This window comes from Paenibacillus sp. FSL R10-2734, assembly GCF_037963865.1.
Taxonomy (GTDB): Bacteria; Bacillota; Bacilli; order Paenibacillales; family Paenibacillaceae; genus Paenibacillus_AQ.
In genome coordinates, this window is record NZ_CP150170.1 from 2,630,120 (window position 1) to 2,648,074 (window position 17,955).

Consider the following 17,955-nt stretch of genomic DNA (forward strand, 5'->3'; position numbering starts at 1 on the left):
GTATTAATATGTTTTAAACACGGTTGAGGAGATAGGCAATTGGTATCTAATTTTCTAAAGGACTGTTTAGCTGTTAAGGTAAGCTGGGATCATTCCAATTATTTCATCCTGCTGAAGGGCCATTTTTAATGTTAAAGCGCTTTACAGATGATGAAAACGCTGTTAAAATCATAAATGAGCACAAATGATCAATAACAGTCACGGATATTCAATTAATGGTCATGAAATTCCAAAGATAAGCGCATTTAATAGATGAATTAGCGCTTTAACTTAAAGGAGCGAACCACGATGTTGTTTGAGGAAGAGAGAAAACAAAGAATCGTGCTTTTTGTGGAAAAGAATTCAAGAGCTTCAGTGCAGGAGCTTAGTCAGGAAATGGGCGTATCCGAGTCTACTGTGCGCCGTGACCTGAAAGAGCTTGAAGAAGCCAAGCTGTTGAAACGAACGCATGGCGGGGCAGTATCTCTGCAGAGTGTTAACTTTGAGGCGACCTATCCAGATAAGGAAGATCGCTTGTTGGATGAGAAGCAGAGAATTGCGCGCAAGGCTGTAGAGATGATTCAGGAAGGCGACGCTATTCTGCTGGATGCTGGAACAACAACGCTACAGATCGCCAAAGAGCTGAAGAACTTTTCAAATATCAAGGTTATTACGAACTCAATCATGGCACTTAATGAGCTGAAGGATTGCCGAAATATAGAGGTTTCGATTACAGGCGGTATGTTGCGACCTGATACGATGGCTTTTGTAGGACCGATGACAGAACGTTCTCTAGAGATGGTTCGAGTAGATAAAACCTTTCTTGCAACCAACGGATTAGACTTACGTGAAGGCATTACGACACCGAATATGCTTGAAGCTGCCACTAAGCGCAAGATGATCTCAGTTGCGAAGCAAGTTATTCTGCTGGCCGATCATAGCAAACTAGGTCAGGTATCCTTCTGTAAGGTTGCCGATGTGATGGAAATGGATCACTGCATCATTGATTCTGGTGCGTCTGACAAGTTTATCCGTGAGATCACGCAAATGGGTGTTGATTTCTCTCTCGTGTGACCTAGGTAGAAGATGTTCTATGAATAGAAACATCTGAATTTGAATTGTAAAGAATCATCGTTTGATCGTTTGGAGAAATTACATCTGCCGCATGTTTAGGCGATATCTATGACTTAGAAAACCAAAATAATTGAGGGATAATTATGATCTATACAGTAACGCTTAATCCTTCCATTGATTACATCGTGGAAGTTGAAGATTTGAGACTAGGTGACTTGAACCGGATGAAACGTGATTTGAAGCTTCCCGGAGGTAAAGGGATTAACGTATCACGCGTGTTAAATCAGCTTGAAGTTCAGAATAAGGCTATAGGTTTCCTTGGTGGATTCACTGGACGATATATTGAGGATTGGTTGCTGAAAGAATCGATTTCAAGTGATTTCGTATTTGTTTCTGATGATACCCGAATTAATATCAAGCTCAAGCATGGAGAGGAGACGGAGATTAACGGTGCAGGACCCATCATCAGTGATACGGAGGCCGATGAGCTGTTGCAGAAGCTGGCCGCTCTGAATGAGGATGATGTTGTGATTTTGTCGGGAAGTGTGCCTCCATCGCTTGGTGCTGATTTCTATGATAAGTTGATTTCTGTATGTAAGCAGAGCGGGGCCGAATTCGTCATTGATACAACGGGTACAGCGCTGAACAAGGCACTTCCTCATCAGCCCTTGCTCGTTAAGCCTAATCATCATGAGCTCGCAGAGCTATTCGGTGTTACGATTCACACGAGGGAAGAGATTATTATCTACGGACGCAAGCTGCTCGAAGCTGGCGCAAAGCATGTGCTGGTTTCAATGGCTGGTGAAGGAGCCTTGTTCATTACGGAACAGGGGGTATATCACGCCAATGCGCCAAAAGGACAGGTAAAGAATTCTGTAGGTGCAGGGGATTCCATGATCGCTGGATTCGTTGGCACACTAGCCTTGACTGGAGATTTAATGGAGGCTTTTCGTGCAGGAGTTGCCTCAGGAAGCGCAACCGCGTTCTCTGATGACCTGGCAAATAGAGAATTCATCGAGCAACTTAGACCGCTGATCAACATCTCAGAAGTGTAAGCAAACAGCATTATAAGTACTCAAGGGAGTTGGAAGACATGAAAATTACGGATTTGATGATAAAAGATACAATGATTATGAATTTAAAAGCAACCACTAAAGAAGGCGCAATTGATGAATTGATCGCTAGTCTTGCCGCTAGTGGTCGAATCAATGATCCTGTTCTATTTAAAGAGATGATTCTAAAGCGTGAAGAGCAGTCCAGTACTGGAATTGGCGGTGGTATTGCAATGCCACATGCTAAGACTAAAGCGGTGAATGAAGCGACGGTTGTGTTTGCCAAGAGCGCGACGGGCGTGGAGTTCGAATCGCTAGATGATGAACCGGCTCGAATTTTCTTTATGATTGCCGCCCCAGAAGGAGCGGGCAATATGCATCTTCGTACATTGGCCTCGCTGTCCAGACTATTGATCGATAGCGAATTCATCGAACAGCTGATGAATACCCGAACGACTGATGAGGTATCCGCCTTGTTCGATGCCAAGCAGGCGGAAGGGGAAGCTAAGGAGAAAGAGAACGAAACCAAGGACAGTGTTACAACGTCAGAACCTGAAAAGCTAATCGTCGGCAACCCAGATTCCCAAGCATTTGTCGTAGCTGTAACCGCTTGTCCTACCGGAATTGCACATACCTTTATGGCTGAGGATGCGCTCAAAAAGAAGGCTCTGGAAATGGGAGTCAATATCCGTGTAGAGACAAATGGTTCTGAGGGTGCCAAAAACGTATTAACACCTGATGAGATTCGGCGTGCAAGTGGTGTAATTGTCGCAGCGGATAAACAAGTGGAAATGGCTCGTTTCGATGGTAAACCAGTGCTGCAAAGACCGGTTAGTGATGGTATCCGTAAATCAGAAGAGCTGATTCGGAAAGCTATGAATGGCGATGCACCGATCTACCATAATGAAGGTCGTAGCGGCAATGACGATGCGTCAAAAGAGAAATCTGGCAGTATCGGCAGTAAAATATATAAAGATTTGATGAACGGTATCTCCCACATGCTGCCGTTTGTAGTCGGCGGTGGTATTCTGCTGGCGATCTCCTTCCTGATTGAGCAGGTAGGTGGAGCGGAACATCCTCTGTTCCAGTTGCTGCAGACGATCGGTGGCGGGGATGGTGCCTTCCATTTCTTAATTCCAGTCCTTGCTGGATTTATAGCGATTAGCATTGGTGATCGTCCAGCACTGATGCCAGGTATGGTTGGCGGTTACATGGCCTTGAATTCAAACGCTGGATTCCTTGGCGGTCTGGCCGCAGGTTTCTTGGCTGGTTATGTAGTTATTGGCCTGCGCAAAGTATTTGCAGGTTTGCCAAAAACCCTCGACGGACTAAAGCCGATTCTGTTATATCCGGTATTCGGCCTCCTGATTACCGGTGGGTTGATGTATTACCTGTTTGATCCGGTGTTTAGCTGGATCAACGTAGGACTCATTGATTGGCTTAACGACCTTGGAACCGTAAATGCAGTGATTCTAGGTCTTGTTCTCGGTGGAATGATGGCCATTGATATGGGAGGACCTTTTAATAAAGCGGCCTACACTTTTGCCATCGGTGTATTTACTACTAGTGGTAATACCAACGGCTTTATGATGGCGGCAGTAATGGCAGGCGGGATGGTGCCTCCACTTGCAATAGCACTAGCTACTACTTTCTTCAAGAATAAATTCACGGAAGCAGAACGAAAATCAGGCTTAACGAATTATGTACTGGGCTTGTCGTTCATTACAGAAGGTGCGATTCCATTCGCCGCTGCCGATCCACTACGTGTTCTGACCTCCTGTATCCTAGGTTCAGCCGTGGCTGGTGGTCTTACACAGCTGTGGAATATCAACGTTCCAGCGCCGCATGGCGGGATCTTTGTGGCTGCGCTTTCGAGCCATGCGCTGCTATTCCTGTTAGCCGTTCTCATCGGAGCAGTCATATCTGGCTTAATGCTCGGATTATGGAAGAAACCGCTAGTGGCAAAGTAATAAAATAAGTTCATTTGAATTGCTGAGTGCCAGACGCTTATTCTGGTGCCCAGCAGTTTTTCTTACCTGAACATTGACCACATATTCCCCTCAACCCCTGCGAGAATAATCTCCTTGTTTGAGGTTTATTTTTGTATAATTTAAAATATATATAATCAGAGTGCAAAGGAGAGAGCGAGATGATACTGCATAAGGGGGAGGTTTTGTTCCGTCAAGGGGACAGCTGCGAATTCTTATATAAGGTAAAAAGTGGGCTGTTCAAGGTAACAAGGCTTCATGAGAATGGGAACATGGTGCTATTTAACATCTTGTATCCCGGTGAGATGGTTCCCCATCATTCACTCATTTCGCCAAAGGAGGCGCATGGAACAGCGGTTGCGATGATGAAGAGCGAAGTGGAAGCAGTGCCTTCAGCGGAATGGTATCAACAGGTGCGAGATGAGCCCGGTCAAGCGATGGAAATCGCCAGACTGCTGCAGGAGAAAGTACGGTTCATGCAGACAAGGCTAGATCATCTTACCGTTGGTACACCTGCAGAACGTTTGGAACTGTTAACCCGCTGGTTCAATGATTACTCTCATGGCGAAGCGCTAACAGAGCTGTTGACACAGGAAGAAATTGGACAATTGATCGGCGTGAGACGCGAAACAGTCAATCGTTTGCTGCGTACCGTGGAGTGATTCCTGCTTTTTTATAGCAAGGTGTTTAGAGTGGGTGATCTCCGTGGTATAATGTATTCAGAACTTATTAAATTAGAGAAAGGATCAGGATACCATGTGTCCCCGAAGGACGATTCCCCAAAGGACGATTTGGAAACGTTATGATCTGTCTTATACTTAGCTTCCCTGTAGAAGGTGCGTGAACCGTTGTTATTCGACGAACCGCCTCTGCGAGGGGAAGGAGTATATATATGCGAAGGAGCAACACCTCCGGTTTTACCCGTCGTAGAGGTTGGTGGGACGTTTAGCCGCCATATACGATAAGGGGAGACCTGTATGAGGAACCACAATAACGGAGTGAATATACTGCTCCGATTGACAGTCATTTTGTTCGGTACATTTTTGCTTGCATTTACTTATTATCACATTAATTTTCAGAACCATTTGTCTGAGGGCGGATTCGTAGGATTATCGCTGCTCGGCAAATACGTATTAGGTATTTCACCTTCAATTTCAACTCTGCTTCTAGACGTTCCAGTACTCTTGATTGCATGGATGTTCAAAGGGAAAGCGTTCGTGTGCAACACCTTTGTTTCTGTAGGAGCCTTTACAATCTTTTACGGACTAATGGAACGATATTCCGGTTTGGTCATCAATTTGCAGGGCAACTTGGCATTAGCAGCCCTTTTGTCTGGCGTACTGACAGGTTTAGGTGCGGGAATTATTCTGCGAAGCGGCGGCGCAAGTGGTGGAGACGATATTTTGTCGCTGCTGATCAGTGAATGGAAGGGTATCAAAGTAGGTACAGTATTCATCATGATGGATGTAATCGTTCTGGCACTATCACTTTTCTATATGCCTGTTAAAGAAACAATGTATACGGTGATGGCGGTAGTCGTAGCTGGCTATGTGATCACTTTTACAACCTCTTTAGGCAAACCGAAGAGAGTGAAGGCGCCAAAGATTCAGTCTACGCTGCGTAAACCCCATGATGGTGCGGTAATGTGAAGAAGGCTGGTATAAACAGCTTATTCGGGGATATACTAATAATAAGGTCAGCCAGAATTTCTGGTTGACTTTTTTTATGTTTTCGGGGCTCGCACTAAGTACCTGAATGAGCATCGAAGTTAAAGACCTACTTTGTGTGGTGATTTTGTAGTGAAATTAAGGCAATAATATTCTCTCTCTCCTCGTATCAATAAAAATGATGTATTATAGTAGGAATATTCATTTGTTATCCGTTTGTACTATACTGTGCGGTGAACACGGGTGTTTACGGACTCAGATGCACTTATTTGTGCGTTTTAGCCCTTTTGGAGGTAGTTACGGACAGGGAAGAGCTTATTTGTCATAACTAGGGAGAATATCACGCCATTTTAATTAAATAAGTGCACTGGAGTCCGCAAGCAGCTCATAAACGCTCAATTGTTCCCAATAAGGTCTCTGGTGTCCGTAAAAATTCTGAACGCATGAAAAAAATGTATGGACATACCTGAGGTAGAAGAAAGCTCGTTGGTAGAATAATAAAAGTGGCGCACAGTGAAAATCCTGTGCGCCACTTTTATTTAACTAGCTGCATTCGTGATCGCTTCGCATTCGTCCGAGCAATGACCACTATGCTCTTGTTCGCAGTCCTCACAGCAAAGATGCTGAAGATGGCAAGCATCGTTCGCGCAGTTGATGTATACGTCAGTTGGCTGACCGCAGTGATGACAACTTCCGACAATGATATCCTCGTCGGTATGGTTAATCTGCACGGAGGTCCGCTCATCGAACACATAACATTTTCCATCAAACAGCCGGCCCTGTACCTCAGGGTCTTTACCATAGGATACAATGCCGCCATCCAGTTGGTACACCTGCCCAAAGCCTTCCTTCATCATAAACCCGCTTAATAACTCACAGCGGATTCCACCTGTACAGTAGGTCAGAATTGGCTTGTCCTTTAGATCGCTCATATTCTCACGAATCCAATCCGGGAATTCTTTGAAGCTGTCCACTTCAGGGCGAATGGAGCCGCGGAAATGACCAAGATCGTATTCGTAGCCGGTACGGCCATCTAGAATCACCACATCATCGCGCTGCATCATGTCATAGAAATCTTTAGGCGCCAGATGCTCTCCAGTGATCACGTTAGGGTCCAATTCCTCCTCGACCCGGAAAGTTACAAGTTCCTTTTTATAACGCACGAAAAGCTTTTTGAAGGCATGACCCTCAGCCTCATCGATCTTGAAGACGATATCGCTAAACAGCGGGTTTGCGCGCAGATCCTTCATGTATTGCTCGGTTTGGGCAATTGTGCCGGAGAGAGTCCCGTTAATGCCCTCATCTGAGATGAGAATCCGACCTTTTACGTCAAGTTCTTTGCAGTAAGCTAAATGCTCTTGGGCGAATAGTTCTGCTTCTGGCAATTTTACAAACTTATAGTAAAGCAGAATCGCATATTCCGATTGTGGGTTCATTCTTTTTCACCTTTATCATTAGAATTAGATTACTAAATAAACAATTAAGTATAAAAAGTATTGTACCATATTATAAAGTATAGACAAGAGATATGGAACCGTAATATGAAGAAAACTGGTATAAATAGCATTTTCGGGGATACTTCGATTAAGGTCAGCCAGAAATTCTGGTTGACCTTTTTTTGTTCCAAGTGTGTCATATATATTTGACATTTCGCCAATGTGTCATATATATTGTACACGAGGGGGGCTTGTATGAACAAAGTTAAAGAATATAGGCAGATTGCCCAACTGACGCAAATGGAGCTAGCAACTCGTGTTGGCATCGCCCGCCAGACTGTAAATCTTATTGAGAACGATAAATATAATCCATCATTATCCTTATGTATTGCGCTTGCTAAGATCCTACACACAGACCTGAACACATTATTCTGGGAGGAAGAGCAATGAAGAACAAAATTTTGAATCGTCTGTTAGGTGTAACAGATGACCGTGATGAGTATCAACTGCAAGAAATCTATAAAGAGCTGGCATTTTCGGGGGCATTAATGTTCTACCTTTCTATGCCTCTTATGTTCATATGTTTTCTAATTGATACGATTAAGAACACACTTAGCGTCGGGACAATAGGCCTCTTAATTGTGAATATGATTTACGCTAGCAAAGTGTTTTTCCGGATTCGCAAAAAAGAGCTGGATTCACTAGAATGTGCCAGTGAAGAGGAGTACAGGGTGAAGATCAAGAAGCTGCGTAAAGGTGGATTTCAGGCAGGTCTTTATTGGGGATTGTTAATGTTTATACTAAATGCATACATACTACCTTATCTCGCAAGTGGTCGCATTGAACTAACCTGGAGAAATTTTATCATCTGGCTATGCGGAGGGATACTCTTTGGCGTAACAATGTACATTATAAGCAAGTCCAAACTGAAGAAATGTTATTAGTGACACAGTTGTAGCACTATATTAAGAGTCGAAGCTACTCAAATGGTTACAATTGAAATAAATTAGAATTAGCATACTAATAATGCCCGCCAATATCTGAGGATATAGGCGGGCATTTTTTCTATCCATTCTAGCTGCTTATAACGAGAATCTAGCAAGCTCGGAGCATGTCTTAGTTAGTAGGCTTGTGCTTCGAGAGGATCGTTCTCCTCTATGTATGCGAAGGGGAGGACGATTTTATGGAAATAATAAAATATATGCTTCACACAATACAGTATTTCATATAAGTTACGTCCATTGAATCATTAGGGAGTATGATCTAGTATAAAGCAGAGCCAATATTTAGCTTTATTTACATTAATTAACGCCAAATAATGACAAAATGTTCAGGATATCTTTCGTCTGAATGAGAGGTATTTTGACTTGATTAGAAAGGAGGAACCATTTAGCTGCAGTTATCGACATAAGGTTAGCTAAATTTGAAGCGAAAAAAGAGTTAAATGTCGTAGATCGATTGTAGAGCTCTCTCATAAGTTTGAACGGAATCTAGGGGTTACAGTGGTGAACAATGAAAATTTTGAGAGAGTAACGTGGAACAGGCCGATGAATGGACTAATTCGAAAAGGAAGATGTAGATGAATCGAAAATATATGATCTACGGATTGGCGGTTACTATCTGCTCGATGTTGTGGCTTACTCCAGCCTCTGCGCAAAGTGCTTCAGATTTTAAACTTAAGACATCCATAAAGGAATCGACGGATACTCAATTTACGATCACGTTGTCCGGAGAAAAAATAGAGGATTTATACGCATATGAGACGAAGCTGAGCTTCGACCCTGAACGACTTGAATTAGTTAAGGCGAAGACCGACATAGAGGGCTTCTCCGTGTCACCAATTGTGAACAATGGAGAGATTACCTTCGCGCACACCAAGATCGGAAAGGTCAAGGGTGAGAAAGGAAATCTGGATATTACGACGCTGACGTTTAAGACGAAGAAAGCGGGTACTTCTGAGTTGAAATGGACAGGAATGAAAATCGTTGATCAGAATTTGAAAAGTCAGATGCTTTCCCCAAATCTAACAGTAGGTTATACGAAATTGTTTACTGATATTAAGGGTCACTGGGCGAAGACAGACATTATGGAAATGGTGGACCGTGGCGTCATTTCCGGGATGAATGTTGACATCTTCGCACCGAACAATAAGCTGACGAGAGCACAATTCGCGAAGATGATCGCGGATGGATTGAAGATCAAGGAAGGTGCAAGCAACCCTTTCAAGGACGTGAAGCAAGGGTCGTGGTATGAAGAAGCCGTGAAGAGAGCCTATGCTGCGGGTATCGTGACTGGCATTTCTGCGGATAAATTTCAACCGGAGAAGGAGATCACTCGTGAGGAAATGGCGGTCATGCTCGTTCGTGCGAAAGCACATGGTCTTGGCGTGAAGCCAGATACTTTGAAGGCAGGAAAGCTACCTGTGTATACCGACGATAGCTCCATTAGTGAATGGGCAAGAACTTCTTTAGCCGTAGCTGTAGAATCGAAACTAATGAAAGGTCGATCAGCAAAATTACTTGCGCCGAAAGGAAATACTACTCGTGCGGAATCCGCCGTCGTGCTTAAGCGGTTGTTAACGAATTAATAAGCCAAAATAGGAGGTATTCTATGCAATCTAACTTATCAAAGTTGAAGATTGGCACGAGATTATTGTTATCCCTTGCATTAGTATCACCGATTACATCCGCATTTGTGGATGGATCAGCGCAAGCAGCTGCGCAGGTTGCCGCACAGGAAAGTGGAAGCGTATACATCAAGGATTTTAATGACGGTAACGTTAGCGGTTGGAAAAAAGGGGCAGGCTCAGGCACAGCGACGTTCGCCGCTGACAATGGGTCGCTTAAGGCAACGACAACGGGGCCTGTAGTTACCTACGATGTGTATTCTCCTGTTATTACCGATGGCATCTATGAGTTGAAAATGAAATTTGACACGGTTCCTGGTCGCTTCGGCTTCGTGATCCGTCATGCAGATGAAGCAAATTTCAGTGCCATTTATTATGACACTAGCAACTTTGGCTGGTATGCGGTGAAGGACGGGGGAGAGGCGTATGGTAGTATCGATAATAGCAACTATACATTTCAAGCGAACCGTGAATATACATTTAAGCTGGAATATGTGAATGACCAAATGACCGTATGGATCGACGGTCAACAGCTATTCAGTGCAAGTACACCCAATGTTCCAGTGAATGCTGGAAAAATTGGTATTCGAAGTTGGTTTAATAATAAAGTAATTCATATTGACGATGTAAAGCTTACCGAAGTAAAGGTGGATAGACCGGTGCAGCAGCCCATAACGGTGACGGATACACTGCAGTCCGCCGATATGACGGTTGTCATCGATAAGGAGTTTCCACGGGTGCAGAAATATACGTGGAACGAGAGCGGCGCAGAAATGAACGGTCAACTTATTGGAATCAACGAAATAAAAATTAACGGTAAGTCACACTACCCACTCGCAGTGGAATACCACAAAACAGCTGCTTCTGGGGATCGCGGCGAGCGAGCCAGTTACACGCTTCAATTTCCAGAGATTAATGTAGAGCTCGGTGCTGAACTGGAAGTGAAAGATAATGTAATGAACTTCAACATTACGCGCATCACCGAGAGCGGTGCCGAGAAAGTCAAGACGATTGAGTTCCCTAATCATGATCTCGTTAGTATTCTCTCTTCGGAGCCTGTTGCAAAGGAGACTGGTGTATCCATCACGGGCTCGATTAGTGATGAATACAAGGATCTGAAAGCGGGGGCTACGAATGCGAGTGGATCACGGTATTACGTATTCCTGAACAACGATAAATTAGCAGGAACGATTATGAATAATGCCATAAATGGATCCGATAAGACGCGTCTTCGCATCGCAAACAATGGAAGTGGTGATAAACAAGCATCGATTTGGAATGGTACATTTATTTACCGCGGTAGCGATACGATGCCAACGCAGTCGCTTCCCACCTCGAAAGTTGTCATCACACCAGACGCTAACGAAGATAACACCGTAGACTGGCAGGATGGTGCTATTGCGTATCGTGAGAATGCACCAATACCTTATGGTAGTCAAATGATTCGCGACAATATCTCTTATATCAGCATGAATTTAGGCTCAACGACGACGTCTCCGTTTCTGCGGGCGTTCGATAACGCGAAGAAAATTTCAAATCTGACCGATGGTTTCGGCCAGCTAGTCTTATTTAAGGGTTACCAAGGAGAAGGCCATGATGATTCTCATCCGGACTATGGTGGTAATATCGGTATTCGTCAAGGCGGTAAGGAAGATTTTAATTTCGTATTGAGCGAGGGCAAGAAGTATAACATCAAGGGCGGCGTGCATATCAATGCGACAGAATACATGCTGGATGCAGTCGGGACCAAGTTGGAGAATTTGGTACAACCGCTGTCTAAGGGATGGGGCTGGTTGGATCAAGCCTATTTCGTCGATCAGTCCAAGGATGTGCAATCCGGAGAATTAAAACGTAGGCTGGATATGCTGAAGGCGGACACGGGTGATAATTTGTCATTTATATACGTCGACGTCTATTACAATAACGATTTTAATGCAATGAAATTGGGAGAATACATTAACGGTAATGGATGGATGTTAGGCACAGAGTTCGCAGGCCCATTATTTGAACCAGCGGCATGGGTGCATTGGGGTACGGACCCAGGTTATCCAAACCAAGGTGACAATAGTCCGATTGTAAGATTCGTGCGCAACCAAGTGCTTGATGGCTTCATGACGACACCACTCTTGAAGGGCAACCAACAGGTAGGTGTTGGATATTGGCAGCCTAAAGCAGAGTTCTACAGCTACAACGAAACGACTAAGGCATTTTTTAATCATAATCTTCCGACTAAATATATGCAGTACTTCCCAATTATGAAAATGACGAATGATCGTATCGACTTTGAGGGAGATGTATCCGTCGAGCGTGAAGCAGATGGCAAAATTCATTTAAGAAAAGACGGTAACAACGTAGCTATCATGACGGATAGCTCGAATGTTACAGATAGCACTGTCTTTATCCCATGGGATCCCATTCAAGAAACAAAAATCTATCACTGGAATCCAGCAGGTGGGACGACGACTTGGAAGGTGCCAGCATCCTGGAGCAATGTACAGACAGCACAATTGTATAAGTTGACGGATCTAGGTCGTGAGCTTGTCGGTCCTGTGAATGTTGTGAACGGCGAAGTAACGCTCACAGCAACCCGTGGAACTGGATATGTCTTGTACAAAGATTTAGCTGAAGAGCAAGAAGACATGGAGTGGGGGGAGGGCGGCCTCATTAAGGATAATGGCTTCGACAGTCAAAGCTTCGGAAGTTGGAGCAAATCCTCTACGGGAGCAAATACGGATCACATCCAATTCGTGAAATCAAATAACGCAGATGACATGGTGCAGGTGAAAGGACCATCCGACGCGACGCTTACGCAGACGATTACTGGACTCAAGCCTGGCAATGCGTATACCGCATCCATATGGGCTAATATTGACGGCAAGCGTAAGGTAACTATCGGTGTGAAGCAAGGCGATGAGGAAGTCAGCAACTACATGGAAGATATCCCTGTACCGTATTATGCGCAGCAGCACAAGTACCTCAACACCAATACTCAACGCGTTAAAGTGACGTTTACAGCGCAAGCCGAAACGGCTGAGCTATCTATCAACGTTGCTACTGGTAATGCAACGGTGAATCTGGACGACGTCCGCGTATGGGAGAATCCAACATCTACGGATCCGGGAGACTCTGTACTGTACGAAGATTTCGAGAATGTAGACGAGGGCTGGGGACCATTTGTGTATAGCAAAAGCGGATATGTCCGGACGCATATCTCTGATAAAAGAGAAGGTCAGATCATGAATTACGTGCTTGACGGGAAGTATTCACTCAAATCGAATGAAAGCGGGACGGGCGAATGGCTCCGTACACTACCGCAGACACTTCGTCTTGAGAAAGACCACAAATTCCGGCTTACGATGAAAGTGAAGACGGATACGGAGGGCATGTATACGGTCGCTCTGCGCACAAAGGAGAATGGCACGGTTCGTGACTTAGCTTCCAAGACACTTAACCTTAGCACAATCGATATTGATCTTCCGTTCCAAACCGATGGTACAGAGAACGCTTATCTCGCTATTATTAAGAACAAGGACAACGATCAAGCTGAATTGACTGGTACACTATTGATTGATGATATTCGCGTTGATGACGAGGGTTCAATCAATCCGGGAGAAGGCATCTTGGTAAACAACCTCGGATTGGCAGAGACAAACATCGTCCTTCCAATTGGTAATAATACAACATTGGTGGCGAACGTGGCGCCAGCTAACGCATCGAATAAAACACTCAAATGGGCTTCGAATCAGCCAACCATCGTATCGGTGGATCAAAATGGCCGAATCACAGCACTGGCATCAGGAACGGCGACCATTACAGTTACATCAACCGATGGCAGCAAACTGACTGCAACGGCCCAAGTTACGGTGAATGAAGCGAATGTGCATATTCCGCAGTCCGGAATGACAGCTACGACTACGAGTGCCCAACCAGGCGATGAAGGGGCCAATGTGCTAGATGGAAATCCGGCAACGGCATGGCATACAGCTTGGTCACCGCCGCATCTTCCAGAATCCATCACCATTCAATTGGGCGGCAGCTACGATATTAATGAGCTGAAATATTTGCCTCGTACGGATGCGGCTAACGGTACGATTACGAAATATAATGTGTACGTCAGCACGGACGGAGTAAACTTTACGCTTGCTGCTAACGGAAGCTGGGCGAGGAACAATCAGGAGAAAAGCGTGATCTTCCCGAAAACAAAGGCGTCTTATGTGAAGCTGGAAGCTGTTGAGGCAGTTGGAAATTTCGCGTCCGCATTGGAAATCAATGTGTATCATGTGCCAACCGTGAGTTCCGGGGAGCAGTCTGCTTTGCTGACTGGAGCGAATACAGTTTTGGCTGAAACAGAATTTAAGTTGAACCTCGGGTTGAAGGATGTGAAAAACGACGTTTATGCAGGCGTTGTAGATGTGACGTATGACCCAGCGATATTGGAATTTAAAAAAGCTATATCGCTAAATGATGGTATCAGCTTGCTTCAGGCCAAGGATGTCGGCAATGGCAAAATTCGCTTGATCTTTGCAAGCAATGGTGAGGCAAATGCGATCTCAAACGATTCTGAATTCCTCGAATTGACTTTCAAATCAAAAGCAATAGGGGAAACGACTCAGACGGTTGTGGCGGTTACTAGCATGACGGTGGCAGATGGCGAGGGAACGGAGTCATCCGTAGAAGGAATCAGCCATTCGATTGAAGTTCAGACGGATGTGCCTGTTACCTCCGGTGATGTCAACGGGGACGGCAAAGTGAGCATTGGCGACCTTGCGATGATTGCGGCACATTACGGCAAAAATAGTAGTCATCCAGATTGGAACTCAATCAAACGCCTTGATTTGGATAAAGACAATGCGATCGATCTTGACGATCTCGTTATGATTGCAAACAAAATTATTCTATAAGCCAGTAAGCATCTGATAGTGTATCGCCAGTCGGTTTGCTTCAGGTAATCGGGCGCGACGACTGGCGTATATGCATCAGTTAATCGACACACGAGGAGGAAATATTCTTGCTAATAAACAAGTTAAGAAACCAAGTGATGATGCTGGGCCTCATTTTACTGTTACTACTGACTGGTATTCCAATTGCCTCTGCAGATGCCGAAGCTAGTACGATAACCTACTACATCGATGATTTGAACGGCTCAGATACGAATGACGGTCAGAGCGAAGACCACGCATGGAAGTCACTCGATAAAGTGAATGCGACAACATTTCTGCCGGGAGAGCGAATTTTGTTCAAGGCAGGAGGGAAATGGACGGGATCGCTCAGTCCTAAAGGCTCAGGAACAGAAGGCAAAAATATCGTCATCGGCAAATACGGCGAAGGCGTAAGACCATTAATTGAAGGAAAAGGCTTAGTGGAGAACGCCGTTTTTCTATACAACCAGCAATATTGGGAAATCGGCCATTTGGAAGTTACGAATAAAGGCACTGCAGCTGCCACGTCACCTCGGCGAGGTGTGCTCGTTTCGGGAGAAGACTTTGAGAAAGGTAGCGTAACGAATATCACAGTTACGAAAACGCTACGCGGTATCTATATTCATGATCTGTACGTCCATGACGTAAATGGTGAGGATAAAAAAGATGTAAATGGAAGCTCGGGCATTCAGGTAAGTGTCAGAATTCCTGGCCTTGTCAATGGTATCCCGACAGCGGGTTCGGTCCATCAGCGTACGACGTTCGATGATGTTCGAATTATTAACAATGAGGTAAGAAACGTCTCACGCTCAGGCATTATGATCTGGAACGATTGGAAGAACAGAGCGTTGCTTGGGGACGGCTTGGATTATGGGGAAAGTTCGCTCACACCTTGGACACCGGTCACGAATGTAGTTATTCAAGGCAACAAGCTGTACAACATCGGCGGAGACGGTATTGTGCCGCATATGACCGATGGTGCTTTGGTCGAATACAACTTCCTGGACGGATATAACCGTACATCAGCAGGGTATAACGCTGGAATGTGGACATGGGACGGCGACAATACTTTGTATCAGTTCAATGAAGTAACCGGTGGATATTCGACAAGAGACGGACAGCCGTTCGATTTTGATCATGCTACACAAGGTATTATTTATCAATATAACTATACTTACAACAACGATGGAGGCACATTATTACTCTGCGCAGACGGTAGAGGAGGTAAGGTGAACGGAGGAATATATCGTTATAACATTAGCCAGAATGATAAGTACCAAACGTTCACGATCTGCGGAGGTAGCAATGTTGAGAATATTCAAATCTACAACAACGTCTTCTATGTGAAACAAGGGATGAATACAAATATGCTCGTTAGCCAGGGTGGCGGCGTGCAAGTTTCGTTGTATAACAATCTATTTATTAACAACGGCACGGGGAATTACACCGCGAAGCCAACTTGGAAATATCATAATAATGCGTTCGTAGGAAATAATGTGCCATCTAAGGACCGAATTCCAGATCCGTTTATGTTGACGGGAGATCCTAAACTGGTCAATCCAGGTCAAGCTGGCACCGTATTGAATAATCTTGGCGTTATCGTCCCTGGGCAAGTCAGTTGGGCCGAGTTGAACGGATATAAATTGTCCGCTGACTCTCCACTGATAAACGCGGGTCGCTTCATCGGCGTGACGCATAACCCGGGCACACGAGATGACTTCGGCAATCCGATCTATAACGGTATGCCAGACGTTGGCGTACATGAATACGAAGCGGTGCAGTATCCACATGTTGATCCGTTCGAGCCCGTCATACCGAAACCGCAAGCCGAAATCAGAAATGGGAATTTTGAGAATACAACGCAGCATGCGAATGGCAATCCGTGGCAGTGGCAGTGGAATGCAGGCATTGTGAATGATGGTAATGCGCGTGGAGGGAGCTATGCCGGCTATATTAAGGAAGTTGCTGGCGGCGGTTCGATTGAACAGCAGATTGCCGTGAGCCCTGATACGACATATCGTATCAGCGCATATGCCAAATCGGGTGGATCAGATCAAAAGTTATATTTGGGAGTGAAATGGACAGATTCAGTAACCGGTGCGAAAACTATGCAAATTCCTGTAGAGTCGATGGAATATGCCTTGTACGACTTGGAGTTTACGACGGGAAGCCAAACGTCGGGCGTAACCATGTACCTCTGGAAGGATACGGGTTCAGCGAAGAAGAGCTACATCGATGATGTGAGCATTGCAGAAGTCGTGCCGGTAGAGCCGCCGTCCACTACACTAAGCGGTCCGGCTACTGTCGAGGCGGGCAAGACGTTTACGGTTAAGCTCGGATTAAAGAACATCGCGGAGGAGGCATACGCTCAAGATATTCTGTTAAGCTACAATGCGAATGCGATGAAATTTATGTCGGCTCAATCGGGGCAGGATGGGCTGGAAATTGTGGATAAGAAGAATAGCGATGGTACGCTACGTCTCATTATCGCAAGCATTGGTGAAGGTCATGGGATAACAGGAAAGAAGGACGTTGCAGAGCTAACCTTCGAGGCCAAATCCGTTTCGCAGGAAACGGTAGGGACAATCACAGTAACGGATGCAACGCTTGGAGACGACGAGGGGAACGAATCGAAAGCGGAAGCTTCGGCCTTCAATGTTAAAGTAACGGTTGAACCTGCGGGCATTCCGGGCGACGCCAATAATGATGGTAAGTTAAGCATCGGTGATTTGGCGATCGCAGCGGCGAACTACGGTAAAACTTCGCAAAGCTCTGATTGGAATCGTATCAAGGTTCTGGATATGAATGACGACGATGTAATCGACATCTCCGACCTTGCCGAAATCGCGAAAAAAATAGTAACTTAATCGTAAAGTGAAGTGCGCCCCCTAGAATAGACATTGGAAAAACCATCTGGTTAATCCGATTCTAGGGGGTGCATTTTCATTATGCCAGCGATGAAAGGTCAGAATTCAATCCAGACGTACTAAACTGACGATTTGACTAACCCTATCCACCATGTATATATTATTTGGCAAAGCCCTTATAAGAGGTTGTTCAAAAAGTCCGCTTTTGATCACGAAGTATTCCAAGAAGATTATTCGACATCGAATATTGAATTCAGGCGAAACTTCCGGTGCTCACGTAGCTTCCACTACGCTCCGCTCCTCAGTTTCTACCTTCATCCAATCTTCTCGGTGCTGAAAACCGTACT

11 protein-coding genes and 1 pseudogene are annotated in these 17,955 nt (G+C 45.0%); 11 read left to right on the forward strand and 1 reads right to left on the reverse strand.

The window, feature by feature from the left end; translation table 11 throughout:
- Nucleotides 1-276: 276 nt before the first annotated feature.
- The 6 genes and pseudogenes from NSS67_RS11390 to NSS67_RS11415 all read left to right on the forward strand — a co-directional run.
- A pseudogene (locus NSS67_RS11390) lies at nucleotides 277-462 on the forward strand (DeoR family transcriptional regulator); the annotation flags it as partial.
- A complete protein-coding gene (locus NSS67_RS11395; RefSeq protein WP_339320576.1) occupies nucleotides 436-1,053 on the forward strand; it encodes a DeoR family transcriptional regulator in 618 nt (205 codons plus the stop codon). The pseudogene NSS67_RS11390 and the gene NSS67_RS11395, both read left to right, overlap by 27 nt.
- Before the next feature lie 143 nt (nucleotides 1,054-1,196).
- A complete protein-coding gene (gene pfkB / locus NSS67_RS11400) occupies nucleotides 1,197-2,108 on the forward strand; it encodes a 1-phosphofructokinase (RefSeq protein WP_339319635.1) in 912 nt (303 codons plus the stop codon).
- Nucleotides 2,109-2,146: 38 nt separating this feature from the next.
- Complete coding sequence (locus NSS67_RS11405) at nucleotides 2,147-4,075, forward strand: fructose-specific PTS transporter subunit EIIC (RefSeq protein ID WP_339319636.1); 1,929 nt, start codon at nucleotides 2,147-2,149, stop codon at nucleotides 4,073-4,075.
- Nucleotides 4,076-4,254: 179 nt separating this feature from the next.
- Nucleotides 4,255-4,755, forward strand: a complete 501-nt coding sequence (locus NSS67_RS11410; protein WP_339319637.1) for a Crp/Fnr family transcriptional regulator — start codon at nucleotides 4,255-4,257, stop codon at nucleotides 4,753-4,755.
- A gap of 315 nt (nucleotides 4,756-5,070) precedes the next feature.
- Nucleotides 5,071-5,742 carry a YitT family protein gene (locus NSS67_RS11415; protein WP_339319638.1) on the forward strand — a complete coding sequence of 224 codons (672 nt, stop codon included), beginning with the start codon at nucleotides 5,071-5,073 and terminating at the stop codon, nucleotides 5,740-5,742.
- Nucleotides 5,743-6,299: 557 nt separating this feature from the next.
- Here the strand turns inward: NSS67_RS11415 and NSS67_RS11420 are convergent.
- Complete coding sequence (locus tag NSS67_RS11420; RefSeq protein ID WP_339319639.1) at nucleotides 6,300-7,196, reverse strand: rhodanese-related sulfurtransferase; 897 nt, start codon at nucleotides 7,194-7,196, stop codon at nucleotides 6,300-6,302.
- 255 nt (nucleotides 7,197-7,451) lie between these two features.
- Here NSS67_RS11420 and NSS67_RS11425 point away from each other — a divergent pair, with 255 nt between their 5' ends.
- The 5 genes from NSS67_RS11425 (at nucleotide 7,452) to NSS67_RS11445 (ending at nucleotide 17,608) form a co-directional block, all read left to right on the forward strand.
- Nucleotides 7,452-7,646 (forward strand): helix-turn-helix transcriptional regulator, encoded by a 195-nt coding sequence (locus NSS67_RS11425; protein ID WP_339319640.1) that lies wholly within the window; start codon nucleotides 7,452-7,454, stop codon nucleotides 7,644-7,646.
- Nucleotides 7,643-8,140, forward strand: a complete 498-nt coding sequence (locus NSS67_RS11430) for a DUF3278 domain-containing protein (protein WP_339319641.1) — start codon at nucleotides 7,643-7,645, stop codon at nucleotides 8,138-8,140. Before NSS67_RS11425 ends, NSS67_RS11430 begins: the two co-directional genes overlap by 4 nt.
- 635 nt (nucleotides 8,141-8,775) lie before the next feature.
- Nucleotides 8,776-9,783, forward strand: a complete 1,008-nt coding sequence (locus tag NSS67_RS11435; protein ID WP_339319642.1) for an S-layer homology domain-containing protein — start codon at nucleotides 8,776-8,778, stop codon at nucleotides 9,781-9,783.
- 23 nt (nucleotides 9,784-9,806) lie between these two features.
- The gene (locus NSS67_RS11440) at nucleotides 9,807-14,723 is read left to right on the forward strand and encodes an endo-alpha-N-acetylgalactosaminidase family protein (protein WP_339319643.1); all 4,917 of its coding nucleotides are present in this window, start codon (nucleotides 9,807-9,809) and stop codon (nucleotides 14,721-14,723) included.
- 107 nt (nucleotides 14,724-14,830) lie between these two features.
- Nucleotides 14,831-17,608: a cohesin domain-containing protein gene (locus tag NSS67_RS11445; RefSeq protein WP_339319644.1), complete on the forward strand. Its 2,778-nt coding sequence runs from the start codon at nucleotides 14,831-14,833 to the stop codon at nucleotides 17,606-17,608.
- Nucleotides 17,609-17,955 lie beyond the last annotated feature (347 nt).

Coding starts and splice junctions, on each gene's coding strand:
- pfkB (WP_339319635.1), top strand. CDS start 1,197: ATGATCTATACAGTAACGCTTAATCCTTCCATTGATTACATCGTGGAA.
- NSS67_RS11405 (WP_339319636.1), top strand. CDS start 2,147: ATGAAAATTACGGATTTGATGATAAAAGATACAATGATTATGAATTTA.
- NSS67_RS11410 (WP_339319637.1), top strand. CDS start 4,255: ATGATACTGCATAAGGGGGAGGTTTTGTTCCGTCAAGGGGACAGCTGC.
- NSS67_RS11415 (WP_339319638.1), top strand. CDS start 5,071: ATGAGGAACCACAATAACGGAGTGAATATACTGCTCCGATTGACAGTC.
- NSS67_RS11420 (WP_339319639.1), bottom strand. CDS start 7,196: ATGAACCCACAATCGGAATATGCGATTCTGCTTTACTATAAGTTTGTA.
- NSS67_RS11425 (WP_339319640.1), top strand. CDS start 7,452: ATGAACAAAGTTAAAGAATATAGGCAGATTGCCCAACTGACGCAAATG.
- NSS67_RS11430 (WP_339319641.1), top strand. CDS start 7,643: ATGAAGAACAAAATTTTGAATCGTCTGTTAGGTGTAACAGATGACCGT.
- NSS67_RS11435 (WP_339319642.1), top strand. CDS start 8,776: ATGAATCGAAAATATATGATCTACGGATTGGCGGTTACTATCTGCTCG.
- NSS67_RS11440 (WP_339319643.1), top strand. CDS start 9,807: ATGCAATCTAACTTATCAAAGTTGAAGATTGGCACGAGATTATTGTTA.